General features: G+C 48.7%; 15 protein-coding genes. 10 read left to right on the top strand and 5 right to left on the bottom strand.

What is annotated here, in order from left to right:
* Positions 1–12: 12 nt before the first annotated feature.
* The 4 genes from AC5FXQ_RS04440 (at position 13) to AC5FXQ_RS04425 (ending at position 3,678) form a co-directional block, all read left to right on the top strand.
* Positions 13–660, top strand: coding sequence for a chemotaxis protein CheC (locus AC5FXQ_RS04440; RefSeq protein WP_493601286.1), 648 nt, complete (start codon positions 13–15; stop codon positions 658–660).
* Positions 661–882: 222 nt separating this feature from the next.
* On the top strand, positions 883–2,211 hold the full coding sequence (gene speE, locus AC5FXQ_RS04435) for a polyamine aminopropyltransferase (protein ID WP_493601285.1): 1,329 nt from the start codon (positions 883–885) through the stop codon (positions 2,209–2,211).
* Positions 2,183–3,274, top strand: a complete 1,092-nt coding sequence (locus AC5FXQ_RS04430) for an agmatinase family protein (RefSeq protein ID WP_493601284.1) — start codon at positions 2,183–2,185, stop codon at positions 3,272–3,274. The genes speE and AC5FXQ_RS04430 overlap by 29 nt, the downstream gene beginning before the upstream one ends.
* Before the next feature lie 71 nt (positions 3,275–3,345).
* The gene (locus tag AC5FXQ_RS04425) at positions 3,346–3,678 is read left to right on the top strand and encodes a phage holin family protein (protein WP_493601283.1); all 333 of its coding nucleotides are present in this window, start codon (positions 3,346–3,348) and stop codon (positions 3,676–3,678) included.
* Between the two features lie 73 nt (positions 3,679–3,751).
* Here AC5FXQ_RS04425 and AC5FXQ_RS04420 read toward each other — a convergent pair whose 3' ends face one another.
* A complete protein-coding gene (locus AC5FXQ_RS04420) occupies positions 3,752–4,084 on the bottom strand; it encodes a four-helix bundle copper-binding protein (protein WP_493601282.1) in 333 nt (110 codons plus the stop codon).
* Positions 4,085–4,253: 169 nt separating this feature from the next.
* On the opposite strand from AC5FXQ_RS04420, the gene recQ reads away from it, so the two are divergent.
* A complete protein-coding gene (gene recQ, locus AC5FXQ_RS04415) occupies positions 4,254–6,389 on the top strand; it encodes a DNA helicase RecQ (RefSeq protein WP_493601281.1) in 2,136 nt (711 codons plus the stop codon).
* Between the two features lie 77 nt (positions 6,390–6,466).
* Here recQ and AC5FXQ_RS04410 read toward each other — a convergent pair whose 3' ends face one another.
* Positions 6,467–7,930 (bottom strand): S8 family serine peptidase, encoded by a 1,464-nt coding sequence (locus tag AC5FXQ_RS04410; RefSeq protein WP_493601280.1) that lies wholly within the window; start codon positions 7,928–7,930, stop codon positions 6,467–6,469.
* A 525-nt stretch (positions 7,931–8,455) separates the two neighbouring features.
* On the opposite strand from AC5FXQ_RS04410, the gene AC5FXQ_RS04405 reads away from it, so the two are divergent.
* Together AC5FXQ_RS04405 and AC5FXQ_RS04400 are read left to right on the top strand one after the other, a co-directional pair.
* Positions 8,456–9,229 (top strand): XRE family transcriptional regulator, encoded by a 774-nt coding sequence (locus AC5FXQ_RS04405; RefSeq protein ID WP_493601279.1) that lies wholly within the window; start codon positions 8,456–8,458, stop codon positions 9,227–9,229.
* A 145-nt stretch (positions 9,230–9,374) separates the two neighbouring features.
* A complete protein-coding gene (locus AC5FXQ_RS04400) occupies positions 9,375–10,094 on the top strand; it encodes a pirin family protein (RefSeq protein WP_493601278.1) in 720 nt (239 codons plus the stop codon).
* Between the two features lie 67 nt (positions 10,095–10,161).
* Here the strand turns inward: AC5FXQ_RS04400 and AC5FXQ_RS04395 are convergent, their stop codons facing one another.
* The 3 genes from AC5FXQ_RS04395 to AC5FXQ_RS04385 are packed head-to-tail and all read right to left on the bottom strand — an operon-like array spanning position 10,162 to position 12,751.
* Complete coding sequence (locus AC5FXQ_RS04395; protein WP_493601277.1) at positions 10,162–11,493, bottom strand: DNA recombination protein RmuC; 1,332 nt, start codon at positions 11,491–11,493, stop codon at positions 10,162–10,164.
* 55 nt (positions 11,494–11,548) lie between these two features.
* A complete protein-coding gene (locus tag AC5FXQ_RS04390; RefSeq protein WP_493601276.1) occupies positions 11,549–12,220 on the bottom strand; it encodes an HD domain-containing protein in 672 nt (223 codons plus the stop codon).
* Between the two features lie 57 nt (positions 12,221–12,277).
* On the bottom strand, positions 12,278–12,751 hold the full coding sequence (locus tag AC5FXQ_RS04385) for a hypothetical protein (RefSeq protein ID WP_493601275.1): 474 nt from the start codon (positions 12,749–12,751) through the stop codon (positions 12,278–12,280).
* A gap of 160 nt (positions 12,752–12,911) precedes the next feature.
* On the opposite strand from AC5FXQ_RS04385, the gene AC5FXQ_RS04380 reads away from it, so the two are divergent.
* The 3 genes from AC5FXQ_RS04380 (at position 12,912) to gmd (ending at position 16,113) form a co-directional block, all read left to right on the top strand.
* Entirely contained in the window at positions 12,912–13,739 is an 828-nt protein-coding gene (locus AC5FXQ_RS04380) for a DUF481 domain-containing protein (protein WP_493601274.1), read from the top strand.
* Positions 13,740–13,993: 254 nt separating this feature from the next.
* A complete protein-coding gene (gene fcl, locus AC5FXQ_RS04375) occupies positions 13,994–14,947 on the top strand; it encodes a GDP-L-fucose synthase (protein ID WP_493601794.1) in 954 nt (317 codons plus the stop codon).
* 53 nt (positions 14,948–15,000) lie between these two features.
* Positions 15,001–16,113, top strand: coding sequence for a GDP-mannose 4,6-dehydratase (gmd, locus tag AC5FXQ_RS04370; protein WP_196115001.1), 1,113 nt, complete (start codon positions 15,001–15,003; stop codon positions 16,111–16,113).
* Positions 16,114–16,375: the final 262 nt, after the last annotated feature.

Genomic DNA, 16,375 nt, shown 5'->3' with positions numbered 1-16,375 from the left:
GGAAATGAGGCGATGGATAACAGAACTAATAACACGACGAACATGATGGATACGCATGTAACCGAGTTGGAAAAGGACATTATCAAAGAGATCCTGAATATAGGGCTGGCCCGAGCTGCCGATTCTTTCGCTGTGATCGCCAAAGATAAGGTCATGCTGAAGGTGCCTGATGTGCAGCTGATTGAAGTAAAGGACCTTATTTCGCTCATCGCTAAATATGAAGACACTCATTTTATAATTCAGTCTGATATAAAAGGTGATTTTAACGGAGCTACGCTCATGCTCTTCTCAGAAGAGCATATCAGCCTGCTCTCCAGTGTCTGCCTGAGTATGCTGAATGTGCAGAAAGGCGAACTGAATGTGATGCAGGAGTCCCTTTTACTCGAGATCAGCAACATCATCACAGGCGCTTTGGTCACCCAGCTTGCCAATATCCTCAAGAGCAACATCTACGGCTCGCCACCCAAAGCACCTAAAAACCATATAGCTAACTCACTGAAAGATATCCTGGTGCAACACCCACTTTTTCAGCCGCTCGTGTTCACTGTCATCACCAAGTTTCAGCACAATTCAAAAGACGTGGAACTGCCTCTGCTTTTGTTCTTCGACACCAGCACCCTGCTTAAAATGCTTGAAATCATCAGAACTTTTAAGGTATAGGTATACCTGATCAAAAGTTTATAAAATAAAATATCTGACGAGCTATACCTGTCTGGTTTATCCCACCAGGTATAGCTCGTTACCTTTTTAAGCTACCCCTAACTTATTATTGACCCTATTGAATGCCTGATGCGTAAAGTCTAATTGGAATGTCTTGTTTGAATATAGCGTCAGTTTTCGTTTTTTTGCATTTTTATTTATTTGAAACCACACAGTCAATTAATGAACGCCTTAGGAAGACACATTTTAGTTGAATTTTACGATTGCTCTCCTGAACTGATGAACGATGTGATGCACATCGAAAACAGCATGGTTGCCGCAGCTGAAACAGCCGGAGCCACTGTCATCAACAGTACTTTCCATCACTTCTCGCCTTATGGCGTATCAGGTGTGGTGGTAATTCAGGAAAGCCACCTGGCCATCCATACCTGGCCTGAGTATGGCTACGCAGCCGTAGACCTTTTCACCTGTGGCGACTCTGTTGACCCATGGGTTTCTTATACCTATCTGAAAGAAGCATTCCAGTCGGGCCATGGCTCGTCTATGGAGCTACGCCGTGGCCAGCTAAGTCTGCTGAAGCGTAACGACTTCAACCTGGAGACCCTACGTGATGCTACCGCTAAGACGATTGAAGCAGATGGCTCTATTACGAGGGATGTCTGGTTCACGGAGCGCGATGAGAACATTGCGCTTTCTTTGAAGCACACAGGCAACCAGCTCTATAAGAAAGATTCTGAATACCAGCGTGTAGAAATATATGAAACGCTTGCTTACGGCAACATGCTGACGCTGGACGGCATGGTAATGTGCACGCAGAAAGATGAGTATGTATACCATGAGATGATCACGCATGTGCCGATGTTCAGCAACCGCTCAGCCAAGCGTGCCCTGGTGATCGGTGGAGGCGACGGTGGTACGGTACGCGAGCTCCTGCGCCACGAGCAGCTGGAAGAGGTGACGCTTGTTGAGATCGACGAACTGGTGATCGAAGCCTGCAAACTGCACCTTCCTGAAACGGCCGTAGCGTTTGACAACCCGCGCCTGAACCTGCTGGTAGCAGATGGTATCAAGTACATTAAAGAATGTGCCGACGAGCATTACGACCTTATCATCGTAGACTCAGCTGATCCGGTTGGTCCGGGAGAAGGTCTGTTCACAGCCGAATTTTACCAGGAGGTATACCGTTGTCTGACAAAAGACGGTGTAATGATCACGCAAAGCGAGTCCCCACGCTTCAACTCCGCTGTGTTTGTAGAGATCTACGACACCTACAAGCAGATATTCGGACAGGAGAAAGTACACTGTTACCTGGCGGCTATACCTACCTACCCGACAGGCACCTGGAGCTTCTCTTATTCAGCGAAAGGCAATGCGAATCCATTGCAATTCGATAAAGAGGCAGCTGCAGCTTTCTCCCAGAAAGAAGGTCTTAAATATTACAATGAAGCTGTGCATACGGCTGCCTTTGCCCTTCCGAACTTTGTGAAGGAGCTTTTAAACACAAAACCAGAAAACGTAACTGATGAGTACTCAGCAGAACCAACCAACTAATAGCAAGCAGCAAAAAATCGCAGCGTTTGACCCTAACGGCGTAGGCGATGTGAACGGTGGCCTTTTTGGTTTGCCCTTTACAGTAGAGGAGTCGGAGGTTGTGCTTATACCTGTGCCTTGGGAAGTGACCGTTTCTTACAGCGCCGGTACGGCAGCTGGGCCACAGGCCATAAAGGAGGCCTCTCCACAGTTGGATCTTTTCGAACCTGCCATCAAGGATGCCTGGAAATTGGGTATAGCGATGGAGGATATTTCAGAGGATTGGGCTGCTGTAAGTGAGAATCTGCGCCAGAGAGCCGAAAACTACATCAACTGGCTGGAAGAAGGTAGCCCGGAATCAGACAGGTCAGAGTTTGAGAACCTGCCAGCTGAAGTTACTGAGAAGGGAGAGGAGCTACTGCAGTGGCTGAAGTCAAAAGCACATAATTACCTGGACCAGGGTAAACTGGTTGGTGTAGTAGGAGGCGACCACAGCACCCCACTCGGGCTGATGCACGCACTGGCCGATCGTCACGAAGAGTACGGTATATTGCAGATAGATGCACATGCCGATTTACGTGATGCTTATGAAGGTTTTAGGTATTCGCATGCCTCCATCATGTTCAACGCCCTGCAACTGCCGCAGGTTAAAAAACTGGTACAGGTAGGAATACGTGACCTGGCACAGTCAGAAGCGGAGTTGGCTAACCAGTCGAACGGTAGGGTTGCCATCTTCTACGACAGCGTGCTGAAGGAAAACATGTACGAGGGCGACAGCTGGAAGAAAGAGTGTAAAAAGATTATTGCCCAGCTTCCTCAAAAGGTATACATCAGCTTTGACATCGACGGGCTGGACCCGAAACTTTGTCCTGCCACAGGCACACCTGTGCCTGGCGGTCTGGAGTTTGAAGAAGCTGTATACCTGATCAAAGCGCTGGTGCGTTCAGGCCGCGAGATCATCGGTTTTGACCTGTGCGAAGTAGCGCCGGGCGACAGTGAGTGGAATGGCAATGTCGGTGCCCGTTTGCTTTACAAGCTCTGCAACTGGATGGCTGTTTCCCAAAAACGCCTGGAGGTACAGTAGGCTTACCTTTATTCCCGCTTTGCCGTATAGCGTGATAGGAATAATATACTATCACTATATATCGAAACGAAATGGGAATCATTATTAAGATTTTATTAACCGGTGTAGCCGCTCTTTTGGCAGCGTACATACTGCCTGGCGTGCAGATTGCCGGTTTCGGGTCGGCTTTGATTTTGGCTGTTGTACTGGCCTTGCTCAATGCCGTCGTTCGCCCGATCCTGGTTATCCTGACGATACCTGTGACTGTGCTGACACTCGGTTTGTTCCTGCTGGTCATCAATGCGCTGATCATCCTGTTAGCCGATTCCCTTGTGGGAGGCTTTGATGTGGATGGATTTCTATGGGCCCTTATCTTCAGTTTGGTGCTATCATTGATCGAAGCTTTGTTGGATTTGATTTTCTAGCATGGGAAACCACCAAAAACAGAAGAGCCCCTGGTGCAAATCAGGGGCTCTTTTGTTTTTAACGTGTTTGTTTTTACCGGGTCATCCAGGCTTCGCAGGCGTCAGCACACTCACGGCAGGCGTCAGCACATTTCTGGCAATGGTCGTGGTCATGTTTGCGGCACTCCTCTTCGCACAGGCGGCAGATCTCGATACACTCTTTCATAACGTGCTTGGCATGGGCCGAGTCACGGGCTACAAAGCGGGCCGTGAGGGTACAGATGTCGGCGCAGTCGCGGTCCAGCATGATGCAGCGCACCATCATTTTTACATTATCTTCCTGCAGACAGGCAGTTGCGCAGGCTTCACAGGCAGTGATACATTTTATGAGCACATGCTCTAATTCATTGGTTCTCTCTGATTTCATAGTTTACAGGTTATAAGGTTTATACTCTAATTAAAGTACGGCTGCAAAAAGTCATTGTTTATTTATTGGGTAAGCACAACCAAAACAGGAACCTATTTCACACCGATTATGGTTAACTTTGGGTTTAGTACAGCAATTCTATTTCGTATCGTTACACTTTCTACAGAGCATGAGTTTAGGTATAAGAGAAGCACGTGAGGCATTAAAACTGTATTTTGGCTATGAGCAGTTCAGGCCCATGCAGGAGCAGATCATCACGAATATTCTGCAGCAGAAAGACGTAGTGGTGCTTATGCCAACCGGCGGCGGAAAGTCTGTCTGTTACCAGGTGCCTGCCGTGGTGATGCCCGGTCTGTGCGTAGTAGTTTCTCCCCTGATCGCCCTGATGAAAGACCAGGTGGAAGCGCTACTGGCAAACGGTATACCTGCCGCCTACCTGAACAGCTCCCAGACAGCAGATGAACAGTACCAGATTGAAGAGAAAAGCCTGGCAGGTCAGATCAAGTTGCTATATGTTTCTCCGGAAAAATTACTTTCCGCTGGCTTTTTCTCGTTTCTGAAAAGACTGCAGGTGTCCCTTTTCGCAGTTGATGAGGCGCACTGTATTTCAGCATGGGGACATGACTTCAGGCCAGAGTATACCCAACTTCGCGCCCTCAAGCAGCAGTTTCCGGCTATACCTGTAGTAGCGCTGACCGCTACAGCTGATAAGCTAACCCAGAAAGATATTCAGGAGCAGCTCCAGCTGCGACAGCCTGAGGTTTTCCTGTCTTCCTTTGACCGACCTAACATAAACTTGTCGGTGCTGCCCGGTCAGAACAGATTCAATAAGATCACAGATTTCCTCTCGCGCCGGCAAGGCCAGCCAGGCATCATCTATTGCCTGAGCCGCAAAGCGACCGAAAGCCTGGCGGGCAAGCTGCGCGAAAATGGCTTCAACGCTACGTTTTACCATGCGGGCATGAGTGCCCAACAGCGATCAAAAGCACAGGAGTCCTTTTTGCGGGATGACGTGCAGATCGTTTGCGCTACCATCGCATTTGGCATGGGGATAGACAAATCGAATGTTCGCTGGGTGATTCATTACAACTTGCCTAAAAATGTAGAAGGCTATTACCAGGAGATTGGGCGGGCAGGACGCGATGGTGCGAAGTCAGACGCACTCCTGTTCTACAGTTTTGCCGATGTGATGAATTTGCGCACCATGCTGTCAGATAATGACAAGTCGCAGAATGAGTTGCAACTCGTTAAGCTGGAGCGTATGCAGCAATTTGCTGAAGCCACCTTCTGCAGAAGACGTATTTTGCTGCAATACTTCGGGGAGCAGATGAGCAAGGATTGTGGCAATTGTGATATCTGCCGTAATCCACCTAGCCGATTTGACGGGACTTTAATTGCACAGAAAGCATTATCTGCCATTGCACGCTCGCAGGAAAAGCTCAACATGAGTCTCCTGGTGGATGTATTGCGCGGTTCACGCAATAGCCAGGTAATGGCAGGCGGCTACGACCGCATCAAAACATATGGTGCCGGACGTGACATTGGCACCTTGGACTGGCACCGTTATCTGCACCAGATGCTCAATGCAGGCTTGGTAGAGCTTGCCTATGATCAGAATTACACCTTGAAGTTGACGGAGCAAAGCAGGCAAGTACTCTTTGATGGCCGCAAGATTGAACTGGTTAAGTTTGAGGACGCTAAGCAACAGACAGAAACCTTACAGAGAGAAAAACCGAAAAGAGAAATTATCAAGGATGCGCTGTTCGAGCGACTGCGTGCTTTGCGAAAGCGCCTGGCAGATGAGCAGAATGTGCCTCCTTACGTTGTATTTACGGATAGTACACTGCAGGAAATGGCAGCGGAAAAGCCAGCGAATCGCATCGCGATGTTGGCGATCAGTGGGGTCGGTGCTCAGAAGCTCGAGCGCTACGGGCATAATTTTATCAATGAGATCATCGCCTTTCTGACAGAAGAGCAGGCAAAGGGTAGCGCGATCAAAGGTGCCACGCACCTGGTTACCTGGGAGGCTTATCAGCAGGGGTTAAGTCCGGAAGAGATAGCCAGGCGCCGGAACCTGAATCCTGTCACTATCTATTCGCACCTGGCTACTTTGCTGGAACAGGGTTACGATGTGCCTGTGCACGATTTTGTTTCGAAGCGAGAATACGAGGCTATCGTCGAAGCGATTGAGAGGCTTGGCAAAGATGCCAAACTGAAGGATTTGTATGAACACCTGGAGGAACGCTATGAGTACTTTAAGATCCGGCTTTCGCTGGCCATGCACAAAATGCAGTACGCCTGGTAGTTTGCAGGTATAGTCAACAAAATAAAGGCCGTCCAAATCTGGACGGCCTTCTTTTTTATAGTAATAAAGAGTATGGATTACTCCACAGAAGCAATTGGATCTGGCCAGCTGTCTTTGTCACCGTTTACGATTCCCTGTGAGAACACCTCGCCACGAAGCAACAGGATACCAGCCACGTGAGGCGCAGCATAGGAAGTGCCGCTTCCGACACTACCGATACCACCACCAATGCGGGTAGAAGTTACACTCACACCAGGTGCTGTATAATCAACAGGGGCGCCATAGTTGGAGCTTGACCAGAAGTTCTGGTAGCGATCCATTGCAGACACTGTGTAAACACCTGGGGCATTCACACGGGCCGGAGAATTTAAAGAGCAGTCAACAGCGCTGTTGCCAGCTGCGATAGCAAACAGAATGCCTCTGCCAGCTGCAGTAGTTACGGCATTGTCAAGTGTGCTGGAGATACCTGCACCCAGGCTCATGTTTACCACATCACCAGGCTTAGCCATGTTGATTACATAGTTTACGGCACTGATGGCTCGTGACACAGTACCATATCCTGTGTTATCAAACACGCGCAGGGCTACAACATTTGCATTTGCAGCTACGCCCACCATGCCAGTACCATTGTTTTTGGCGGCGATGATACCGGATACATACGTACCATGACCGAAGCCGTCTTCAATAGAAGCATCACCATAAATAAGTGACGTACTGCGCTGGAAGTCTACATTCAGGTCAGGGTGATCGGTGTCTATACCTGAGTCAATTACCCACACCGTTTTGCCGGTGCCGTCGCCGTAGCCATTCATGGCAATGTGCCAAGGCAGTGTTTCACCTGGAAGAGGAGTTATTTTAGCATACGGGCTGCTGGTTGGCTGCTCAGGCTCTGGTTCTGGGCTTGGCTCTGTCGGAGTCGGCTCAGTAGGTGCAGGTTCTGTAGGAGTTGGCTCTGTTGGAGCGGGTTCAGTTGGCGTTGGCTCCGTTGGAGTAGGCTCAGACGGAGCAGGCTCGGTTGTGTTTTTCTTACTGTTGCCATTGCCTTTTGTGTTGGTATCAGTGCTACCATCTTTGGTTTTACCGCTGTTACCTTTCACAGTTGTATTGTCAGTACCAGGCTTTGCAAGCATAATGATACGGTCTTGCTCAACATAGGCTACTTCTGGGTTTTTGCGCAACTGATCTAACTGATTTTTAGTAAGTCGGGCGGCAAAACCGTTTACATTTCCTTCAAAAGTTTGCTGTATAGCTTCACGTTCAATGCCCGTTGTAAGCAGCAGTCGTTCACGCAGGGCTACAGTTGCGGTACGGCCGGCTATGGTCATGGCACTTACACCGGTTGCGCTTAAGTTGTTTCCTCCATTTTTAAATACCACAATGTACTGGCCAGGTATAGCCTGTCCATGTTGTGTATCGATTTGAACAGAATCAGTCTGAAACTGCTCTTCCATGAAGTCCTCTTTCTGACAGCTTGAGAGGGTGAATACTGACGCCAGAGCTAAACCTGACAACGCCTTGAATAGTGTAGAATTGTTCATCATATAAGTTTGGTTGGATTGGGTAAATTATTGAATTAAATTTTTCACAATGCCTCGTAACAACACGAGTATTTGAAAAGTTTAAGGATGCGATAAAATTGTAAAAATTTTATGCAGGCAACAGATTTAGTAGGGCGTAGTATTCCTGTCTACATTTTCAAATGTGGATTCTTGAAGATGTGGTTCTCACAAAGAGATCTGCAGGATGTGAAGGTTTAGTAGATTTTAATCATATAATACGCGTTTGGGGTTACTTTTCACGAAAGATAATTGGATAAAAAGTAAGATTGCAAACTTTTTGATAAATAAATTTTAATTGAACTATTGATGGGTTCTATCAAGATGATTTAAATGATTATGCATTACTATAATTGCATTATACCTATGTATATAGGTTTTTGTAAATATCACTGAAATACAGATCAATTATTTGCTAATAAAATTAGTATAATACGTATATATTTAGTATGTTTACATGCCAGCACCCAGAGTGCTCTAGTATTATCAGGACACGAACAAAGAATAAGAGTGGAAAAGGTAACATCGAATATAAGACACCTTCGCAAGCAGGCCGGTTATACCCAGGCACAGCTTGCCGAGAAATTAGAGATCAAGCGTTCGTTGGTGGGAGCGTACGAGGAGGGAAGGGCGGAGCCGAAGCTAAGCACGCTGGTCAATGTTGCGCGTCTTTTTGAGGTTTCCCTTGACGAACTCATTACTGCTGACCTGTCTGATCCGGCCTATAAACCTGAAGCAGGTCAGGCCGGTGGCGGTAAACTGCGGGTTTTAGCCATTACGGTCGATCAGGAAGATCGCGAAAATATAGAGCTGGTTCCTTATAAGGCAAGCGCCGGATACCTTAATGGGTATGCCGATCCTGAGTTTATTGAGGAATTGCCCCGTTTCCGCCTTCCTACCCTGGGCAGTGGTGGTACTTACCGTGCCTTCGAGATCAGTGGTGACTCCATGCTGCCTCTGGCTTCCGGTACCGTCATTGTTGGGCGGTATGTAGAGGATTGGAGTACGCTGAAAGATGGAACTCCCTGCATCATTGTCAGTGGTAAAGAGGGGGTTGTATTCAAGCGGGTTTATAATAAAGTGAAAGAGGCTGCCACCTTGCGCCTGCACTCTGACAACCCGCTCTATTCTCCTTACGAGCTGCCAGTTGATGATGTGGTGGAGATATGGGAAGCCAAATCTTATATCAGCTCTACTTTCCCAATTGCTGATATATCGCTTGACAAGCTGTCATCCATTGTGCTTGATCTCCAGAAAGAGATGCTTAAACTGAAGAAAGCTTAATATTTTAACAGCACCCTAAGTATTGTATAAACAGCGCATCCTGCCTCTGATAGGGCAGGATGCGCTGTTTTAGCCCTGTTTTATGCGACCAGTTAACTACAAACGCCATTATCCGTAAAGGCATAGCATAAAACAAAAGCGAGATATGATACGATTAATTACCGCTTCCCAAAGATATGAGGCCCAGGTGGAGGGCTGGCTCCGTTCCCACTATCTCTTCTCTTTCGCAGATTATTACGATCCGGAAAACATGGAGTTCGGCCCACTTCGCGTCTTCAATGATGACTATGTAAAACCACGCTCGGGTTTTCCTACCCATCCCCACTCTGAGCTAGAGATTGTGACCATTGTGCTTTCGGGCGAGCTGACTCATAAGGACAACATTGGAAATGAGAAAACCGTGTCTCCGGGCCAGGTACAGCGTATGACTGCCGGTACAGGTGTGAGCCACTCTGAAACAAATGAGACAGACGATGAGATCCACTTACTGCAACTATGGTTTATGCCAAACAAACGTGGACTTGCACCTTCCTATGAAGTGATGGATGTAGGGTTTTTAAAGGCAAAGGATGAGCTTATCCCTTTGGTGACAGGGCAGAAGGTGCTGGAAGATGTTGCTTACATCAATTCCAATTCCACAGTGTACTATGGCAGCGTATCGCAGGGTGAAGAAATAACTTTCAGAACATTCAAGATCCGCAGAACGTTGATATATGTGCTGACAGGAAGCCTGCTTGTCAATAATGTCGAAGCTGACAGCCATGACCAGATCAGGCTTGATGAGCAGGAGGTGATTGCCATCCGGGGGACTGCAGATGCCACTTTTATCCTGGTGGATGTTCCTGCTCTTGAGGCAAATTACTAATTGATCCTTCGTATCAACAAAGCAGTGGGCAGGCCTGTAGATGACCTGCCCACTGCTTTCCTTATTTTTATTCATTGTCATCACCTGGAGTAGCAATGGCTTCCTGCAGGAGGTGCTCGTCCAGGTGTTTGCTTGTTTTGGCTCCTAACTCCCGCAGTATCTCCACTCTTCGTATCAGGTTACCTTTACCTTCGGTTAATTTGTTCATGGCCCCGTTGTAGGCGCTTTGACTTTGCTCCAGGTGGCGGCCTACTGTTTTTAAGTCTTCCACAAAGCCCACAAACTTGTCGTAAAGCTTCCCGCTTTCTTCTGCAATCTTCAGTACATTTCTTTTCTGGTCTTCCTGTCGCCATACGCCAGCCACAGTGCGCAGCGTAGCTAGTAGGGTAGAGGTGGTCACCAGCACAATGTTCTTGTCAAAGGCATCTGTAAAAATGTTTTGGTCATGCTGCAGTGCCAGATTAAAGGCCGGCTCAATGGGGATGTACATCAGCACAAAATCCGGAGAATTTATGCCGCTCAGGCGGTGGTAGTTTTTGCGTCCCAGATCAGTATAGTGTGTCCGGATAGAACTGATGTGACTGCGCAGGTAAGTCTCCAACTGCGCCTCATCATCGCAACTACAGTAGGCTTCGTAAGCAACCAGCGAAAGCTTTGAGTCTATCACCAGGTGTTTGGAGTCAGGCAGGCGCACAATCACATCGGGCCGGTATACCTTCTGATCGTCATTCTGCCGCACCTCTTCGCGTTCGTAGTGCACGCCTTTGCGCAGACCAGATTTTTCGAGGAGGCTCTCCAGCAGGTATTCGCCCCAGTTGCCCTGCGTTTTACTTTCGCCTTTCAGGGCTTTCGTCAGGTTGAGCGCATCCTGACTCATTTGTTGGTTCAGGGCCGACAACTGAGTGATCTGTTCTTTCAGCGAAATGCTATCCTTTAGTGTCTTCTCGTAGGTAAGATCTACTTTGGCCTCAAACTCACGGATGCGTTCTTTAAGTGGTGTGAGGATTCGTTCCAGGTTTTCGGAGGAAGCCTTATTGAAATGCTCGGCATTGGTCATGAGCACCTGGTTGGAGATGTGCTGGAACTGCTGCAGGAATTTTTCACGCAATTGCTCCAGTTCCCTCGCCTGCTCGTGCATGCGCTGGTGCAGGTGTTCATAGTCTGTTTCCGTCTTGGTCAGCGCATTGGTCAGCTCTATAATTTCTGTTTGGGCATCCCGCAGCTGGTTTTTCAGTGCTTCAGCTTCCTGTGCCTGGTGTCGGGCCTGGCCCTCCAGAACGCCCTGTGCTACCACTGCCTGGTTAAACTTATCCTGCAGTGCGCTTATTTTACCCCTCATAGCCAGATAGGCTACCACGAGTCCAGCCAGAAATGCCGCTATACCTACCAATATCTCCATACAGTAAAGGTATGTTTTTTTAGCATTTCAAACCAGATGCTAACCTTTTTAGTTTTCAGGAGCTTTCTAAATGCTCGGTAGCATTCCACTCCGCATAAAACTGGGTCAGAAAACCCTCCATGTAGCGGTGGCGCTTTTCGGCCATGGCACGGGCAGTCGGGGTATGCATCCGGTCTTTCAGGAGAAGCAGCTTTTCGTAGAAATGGTTGATGGTGGGCGCTGAGTTGGACTTGTAAGCTTCAAAATTATCGTGAAGCACAGGGGCTATAGCCGGGTTGTACAGTTCGCGTCCTTTATGACCGCCGTAGGCAAAAGTGCGGGCTATACCTATAGCGCCAATGGCATCAAGTCGGTCTGCATCCTGCACAATGCGCCCTTCGAGTGTAGGCATTGCAGAGGAGGTGCCGGCTCCTTTGTAAGACAGCCCACTGACAATGGCACAGATCTCCGCAATCAGGTCATTATTTACCTGCATCTTATCAAGCCATTCCCGCACCATGCGCGGCCCTACAGTGTCGTCGCCGTTATGAAACTTATGATCGCCTATGTCGTGCAACAGTGCCGCCAGCTCTACTTTAAAAGTATCGGCTCCATTTTCCTGTGAGGCAATATAGAGGGCGTTTTTCCAGACCCGGTAGATGTGCCACCAGTCATGGCCGGAGCCTTCGCCCTCCAGTTGTTCTCTTACATAGTCTGCGGTTGCGTCGATAATGGCTTGTTGCTGCATGGTATAAGGTATATTTGCCAAAACTGCGAAATATCCCGCAAAGGCACAAAGCCATTTCTATACCTTTATACCTGACACGGCTTCAGTGGCTATACCTTGTTTGGTCGGTACCGGTAGTAAATCCAACTCGAGCAGGTCGGCCCAGGTGTTCAGGTATAGCACCACATCGTCTCGCTCGTTATGTTTCAAGTAGCGTCTGTCAGGCGGCAGCGCTTCGGTTACTTTAGCATCAGAGAGTCGCTCCAGGTGGGTCAAATCATCTTTAGTGAGTCCCCAGGAAAGCATCTGGTCGATGATCTCATCTATGGGCATGCCGCTTTGGGGACAGTAGTCGCGCAGTTGTACGCTCCAGTCGCCATGTCGCCACATGGCGGCTCCATGTATGTAACCCTTTTCGAACTGGGTAATGGTCTGGGCCAGGTGGCCGCAATTGCAGCTGCCCATGTGTCCCCATTGGTAGTTGGCGCCTTGTGCCAGTCGGTCTGCTGTCTGGCGAATAGCCGCCACCAGTTGTGCTGAACTTCTTGCCATATGTTTGGTGCTTAGAGGTGAACGTGTTAGCGGAGGTGTGAACTCCTTATATTATAAAACGGCAGATGCTTCAAATGTTATGGATGTCCGCCTGATTTTCATTGCTCCCCCTGGCTTTATACCTTTGTAGGTATATCTTTTCATTCCAAGAGCCTCAATTATGCGCGTATTACCTGTTGTACTTTCTCTTCTTTTGATCTCCATTCTTTATGCAATTCCTGATGCGAAAGCCCAGATTCTAAACATCGAAAGGTCAAGGGTCCAACGTGATACGGCTAATTTCCTGACAGGCAAGGCGGGACTTAATTTTTCGATGTACAACCGCAACGCAGGGCGTGACAACCCCAATAACTTTCTGCAGTTGACTTTTAACGGGGACCTGGCGTATATATCCAAGCAGCATACCTACATGTTCCTGAACTACTATAATTACTTGCTTGTAAACTACGACTCACGTGAATTGCGCAACACAGTCGCCAGCAATGGCTACTCGCATTTCAGGGCGAACCTGTTTAGCCGCCGTAAGATGTCTTACGAGCTTTTCACCCAGTATCAGACGGACTTGGCCCGTGGCCTGGAACGGCGTATTCTAACAGGTGGCGGGCTGCGCTGGCTGCTTTATCGTACAGACAACACTTCCTGGTTTGCGGGAACAGGCCTGATGCACGAGCACGAGAGCTGGAAAGATCCCGAGCAGGAAGGCGTTACCCGGGTGGCTGATCTGCTTAAATCTACTAATTACATCAGTCTGCGCTCCAAGTTATCTGAGCATGTGGAAACGAACAACATAGCCTATTTGCAGACAGGTTATGACGATGATATCAGCCGCTTCCGTAACCGTATCAGCGGTGATCTGGGTCTGACGGTGCGATTGGTCGGACGTGTGTCGATGCGCACCAACTTCAATTTTACCTACGAGGACAGACCCATCGTTCCGGTTACGAAATTTATCTACGCCATCACCAACGGTCTACAGGTTGATTTTTAGCAAAGCGGCCTGTTCATAACAGCAAGTGCAGTATTTGCACTGCTGTTACATAAGTTTATATCAAACTTTTTTAATATTATTTGCATTGAGCCAAACAATGCAGTCAACTTTGGCGTAAGCTGCGTCATGGGATATATGTTACGAGCAAGTGCCTATGGTGCATTTAAGTAATTATCCTGCAATCAGAACGCACAATTCTGATCCGTGACGTTTAACAATATAACTGGTAAGTCCAGCGTGCTTCAACTGCACACATTTGTACTTTTTTATCGATGGAAAAAACTTCTAAAATCTACATTGCTGGCCACCGGGGCATGGTAGGCTCTGCCATTCTGCGCCGTTTGGAGGCCGATGGGTATACTAACATTATCACCAGAACCTCTTCTGAACTGGACCTGCGTAACCAACAGGCCGTGCATGAGTTTTTTGAAAACGAGAAGCCGGACTACGTGTTTCTGGCCGCTGCCAAGGTTGGGGGGATCCATGCCAACAACACCTTCCGGGCAGAGTTCCTGTATGACAACCTGATGATCGAGGCCAACATCATCCACGCTGCCCATGTGTCGGGTGTGAAGAAGCTAATGTTCCTGGGATCTTCCTGCATCTACCCGAAAATGGCCCCGCAGCCCCTCAAGGAAGAATACCTGCTCACCGGACCGCTGGAGCAGACAAACGAGCCCTACGCCATTGCCAAAATAGCGGGCATCAAGCTTTGCGAATCCTACCGCGACCAGTACAACAGCAATTTTATCAGCGTGATGCCGACCAACCTTTACGGCTACAACGACAACTACGACCTGAACAATTCGCATGTGCTGCCGGCCCTTATCCGAAAAATACATGAGGCGAAAGACAACGGTGCACCCACTGTTACCGTATGGGGCACAGGGAGTCCGAAACGTGAGTTCCTGTTTGCGGATGATCTGGCTGCCGCCTGCGTATACCTGATGGACAATTACGACGGTCGTGAGCTTGTAAATATTGGTACAGGGGAGGATATCTCCATCAAAGATTTAGCCCTGCTGATCAAAGACGTGATCGGCTATGAAGGCGAACTGGAGTTTGATACTTCCAAACCGGATGGCACGCCGCGCAAACTCATGGATGTGAGCAAACTGCACAGCCTTGGTTTCAAACACAAAATAGAATTACGTGAAGGTATAGCACTGGCCTATGCCGATTTCAAAGAAAAATACGTGACTGCTTAGTCATACCTTATATTCAACCATAAAAAGAGAATTACATTAAACAAGTATATCACATGAAGACAGCCCTTATCACTGGCGTAACCGGACAGGACGGCGCATACTTAGCGGAGCTTTTACTTAGCAAAGGATATAAAGTACACGGTGTGAAGCGCCGTAGCTCGATGTTCAACACCGAACGCATCGACCACCTATACCAGGACCCGCACGAGAAGAACATCAACTTCAAGCTGCACTACGGCGACCTGACCGACTCCACCAACCTGATCCGCATCATACAGGAGACGCAGCCGGATGAGATCTACAACCTGGCCGCCATGAGCCACGTGAAGGTGAGCTTTGACACGCCGGAGTACACGGCCAACGCCGACGGACTGGGCACACTCCGCATCCTGGAAGCCATTCGCATCCTGGGGCTGACGAAAAAGACGAAGGTATACCAAGCCTCCACTTCAGAACTGTACGGTCTGGTGCAGGCTGTGCCGCAGACGGAGACCACGCCGTTCTACCCGCGCTCTCCTTACGCTGTTGCCAAACTCTACGCTTACTGGATCACAGTAAACTATCGCGAGGCTTATGGCATGTTCGCCTGCAACGGTATCCTCTTCAACCACGAATCACCGCTGAGAGGTGAAACGTTCGTGACGCGCAAGATCACCCGCGCCGCTGCCCGTATAGCCATGGGCCTACAGGATGGCCTGTACCTGGGTAACCTGGACGCCAAGCGTGACTGGGGCCATGCCAAAGACTATGTAGAAGCCATGTGGCGCATTCTGCAGCAGGACGAGCCGGAGGACTTTGTGATCGCCACAGGCGTTACGACTACGGTGCGCGACTTTGTGAAGATGTCATTTGCCGAGGTGGGCATCGAGATCGAGTTCAAGGGCGAGGGCGTGGACGAGAAAGGCTACGTAGCCGCCTGCAACAACCCGGAGTACCAGATCGAGATCGGCAAAGAGGTGGTGTGCGTAGACCCGAACTACTTCCGTCCGACGGAGGTGGAGTTGCTGATCGGCGATGCCACCAAATCGAAGGAGAAGCTGGGCTGGACGCCGAAGTACGACCTGCCTGCTCTCGTGAAGGACATGATGCAGAACGACATCGAGCTCTTCAAGCGTGACACTTACCTGATGGAAGGCGGTCACCGCATCCTTAACTACCATGAATAATCGCTTGTACCCCTAACAAGGTATAGTTGGGATAGAAAACGGCAGCTTCACTTTGGTGGGGCTGCCGTTTTGTTGTTTATACCTGCCAGATCTAATCCCAGGTTTAACTGTACTCCATTGCGTTTAAAGCTTACCTGTATGACTGAAGCAGTTGTGTTTAAATAATTTATATAAGCATCCAGCGCCAGATTTTGACGTAACGACAGGTATAGGTATAGGTATAGGTATAGGTATAGGTATAGGTATAGGTATAGGTATAGGT

The organism is Pontibacter sp. LHS1 (assembly GCF_058932855.1).
This window is presented reverse-complemented; position numbering and strand designations above follow the sequence as displayed.